The 2,557-nt window shown below is 64.8% G+C and carries 2 protein-coding genes and 1 pseudogene; 2 read left to right on the plus strand and 1 reads right to left on the minus strand.

Annotated features, from left to right (window positions below):
- Positions 1-152: 152 nt before the first annotated feature.
- Positions 153-635, minus strand: coding sequence for a Cys-tRNA(Pro) deacylase (ybaK, locus tag AC628_RS38505; protein ID WP_074131854.1), 483 nt, complete (start codon positions 633-635; stop codon positions 153-155).
- Positions 636-998: 363 nt separating this feature from the next.
- Here ybaK and AC628_RS38510 point away from each other — a divergent pair, with 363 nt between their 5' ends.
- Together AC628_RS38510 and AC628_RS38515 are read left to right on the plus strand one after the other, a co-directional pair.
- Positions 999-2,291, plus strand: coding sequence for an adenylosuccinate synthase (locus AC628_RS38510; protein WP_074131855.1), 1,293 nt, complete (start codon positions 999-1,001; stop codon positions 2,289-2,291).
- A gap of 35 nt (positions 2,292-2,326) precedes the next feature.
- A pseudogene (locus AC628_RS38515) lies at positions 2,327-2,557 on the plus strand (hypothetical protein); the annotation flags it as partial.

A 2,557-nucleotide genomic window follows, 5' to 3' on the forward strand; every position in this document is an offset into this window, starting at 1 on the left:
TCCGACTACGTTGGCGCGGAGTTTACCAGGGACAAGTCCTCGCATTGATCGCGCTGAGCGTTATCGAGCGAAGTGGGCACCGGTTCGCGTGAAGAGGACGCGTCAAAACAACAAGCCGGAGCTTCGGCTTTGATTCAATCGGAGCCGAAGCTCTAGTCCTGCGTCGCCACCAGTGCCTTCATCGAGGCGCCGGCGGCAAGCGCGGCGTCGTTCGGATCGATCTCGATCTGCAGGCCGCGCTGGCCGCCATTGACGAAGACGGTGACATGCGTGAGGGCGGTCTCGTCGATCGCGGTCGGCACTTTCTTTTTCTGGCCGAACGGGCTGATGCCACCGACATGATAGCCGGTCAGCCGCTCGGCATCGGCCGGCCGCATCATCCTGGCCGACTTGCCGCCGAGCGCCGCGGCGAGCTTCTTCATGCTGACCTCGCAGTCGGACGGCACCACGGCGCAGACCGGCTTGCCGTCGACCTCCGCCATCAGCGTCTTGAGCATGCGGTTCGGGTCGACCCCGAGCGCCTCCGCCGCCTGCAGCCCGATGCTCTCGGCATTGGAATCGTAGACATAGGTGTGAAGCCTGAAGGCAATGCCTAGCTTCCGCAGCGCCATCGTCGCTTGTGTCGAATTGGGCATGGGCCCCGCCGGTTAACCCAGGTGAATGATCGCCGCAATTGGAGCTGCGATCAATCAGCAAGCACGCGCAGCGGTATGGCTGGCGTCACGTGGCCGTAACATTAAATTCGCGTCAGCCCGGCGCGGCCGGGCGCAGGACGGAATTTTCAGGGGATATCAAAGGGTTGTAGCTCGTCTAAAAGGCGCAAATGACCCCGTTCTTGCTTGCGCAGCCGACCCGCTTCCGTTATCCCGTAGTCGCCTTGCGTGCGCGCGGCCGGGCGCCGTGATTTGGGCTGGGCATATCAATGCATGATCGTTGTGGGCGGACGCGTTTTCGCCGTGATCATGGTCTCTGAAACACCTGAAGGGAACATCTTCGCAATGGCCAATGTTGTCGTCGTCGGCGCCCAATGGGGTGACGAGGGGAAGGGCAAGATCGTCGACTGGCTGTCGGAACAGGCCGACATCGTCGTGCGCTTCCAAGGCGGCCACAATGCCGGCCATACGCTCGTGATCAATGGCGAGACCTACAAGCTGGCGCTGCTGCCCTCCGGCGTGCTGCGCCCGAACAAGCTGGCGGTGATCGGCAATGGCGTGGTGTTCGATCCGCAGGCCTTCCTCGACGAGGTCGCCAAGCTGAAGGGGCAGGGCGTCGCGGTCGGACCGGACAATCTTCGGATCGCCGAGAACGTCACGCTGATCCTGCCGCTGCACCGCGAGCTCGATTCCTTGCGCGAATCCTCCAACGCCATCACCTCGATCGGCACCACCCGCCGCGGCATCGGCCCGGCCTATGAGGACAAGGTCGGCCGCCGTGCGATCCGCCTGATGGACCTCGCCGACCTCGACACCCTGCCGCACAAGATCGACCGCCTGCTGGCGCACCACAATGCGCTGCGCCGCGGCAACAATCTGCCGGAGATCGAGGGCAACAGCATCCTGGCCGAGCTGTCGGCGCTGGCGCCGAAGCTTCTGCCCTATGCCGAGACGGTGTGGCGGCTCCTGGACCTCAAGCGCCGCGAGGGCAAGCGCATCCTGTTCGAGGGCGCGCAGGGCGCGCTGCTCGACGTCGACCACGGCACCTATCCCTACGTGACGTCGTCCAACACCGTGGCGGCGCAGGCCGCGACCGGCACCGGCCTCGGACCTGGCGCCGTCGGCTATGTGCTGGGCATCTGCAAGGCCTACACCACAAGGGTCGGGCAGGGTCCGTTCCCGACCGAGCTGAACGACGAGATCGGCGAGGAAATCGGCCGTCGCGGCAAGGAATTCGGCGTCAACACCGGGCGCAAGCGCCGGGTCGGCTGGTTCGACGCGATGCTGGTGCGACAGACTGTCCGGACCTGCGGAATTGCCGGGCTGGCGCTGACCAAGCTCGATATTCTCGACGGGTTCGACAGCATCAAGGTGTGCATCGGCTACAAGCTAGACGGCAAGGAAATCGACCATCTGCCGGCGGGCGAGGGCGCGCAGGCCCGCGTCGAGCCGATCTACGAGATCATTGAAGGCTGGAAGCAGCCGACGGCCAACGCGCGGTCCTGGGCGGAGCTGCCGGCCCAGGCCATCAAGTATGTCCGCCGGGTCGAGGAACTGGTGGGGTGTCCGATCGCCCTGCTTTCCACCAGTCCGGAACGTGAAGATACTATTCTGGTACAGAATCCGTTCGAGGCTTAACGGGATATTACCTATATCCCACCAATTGTGTGGAAATGGCTGACTACTACCCGCTGATCGCCCGTGCCATCGCCGGATTGGACCCCAACGCTCCCGGCGAAGCCCGCCGTGCGCTGTATGCGCGGGCGCGGACGGCGTTGATCCAGCAACTTCGCGGCGTGCAGCCGCCGCTCTCCGAGTCCGAGATCACCCGCGAGCGGCTGTCGCTGGAGGAGGCGGTTCGCAAGGTCGAGTCCGAGGCCGCGCAGCGCGCCCGCGAGGCCTCG

The organism is Bradyrhizobium sp. NAS96.2 (assembly GCF_001908235.1).
In the GTDB taxonomy this organism is placed as follows: Bacteria; Pseudomonadota; Alphaproteobacteria; order Rhizobiales; family Xanthobacteraceae; genus Bradyrhizobium.

Bases quoted from the DNA above. Each gene is read 5' to 3' on its own strand.
- AC628_RS38510 (WP_074131855.1), top strand. From the start codon at position 999: ATGGCCAATGTTGTCGTCGTCGGCGCCCAATGGGGTGACGAGGGGAAG.
- ybaK (WP_074131854.1), bottom strand. From the start codon at position 635: ATGCCCAATTCGACACAAGCGACGATGGCGCTGCGGAAGCTAGGCATT.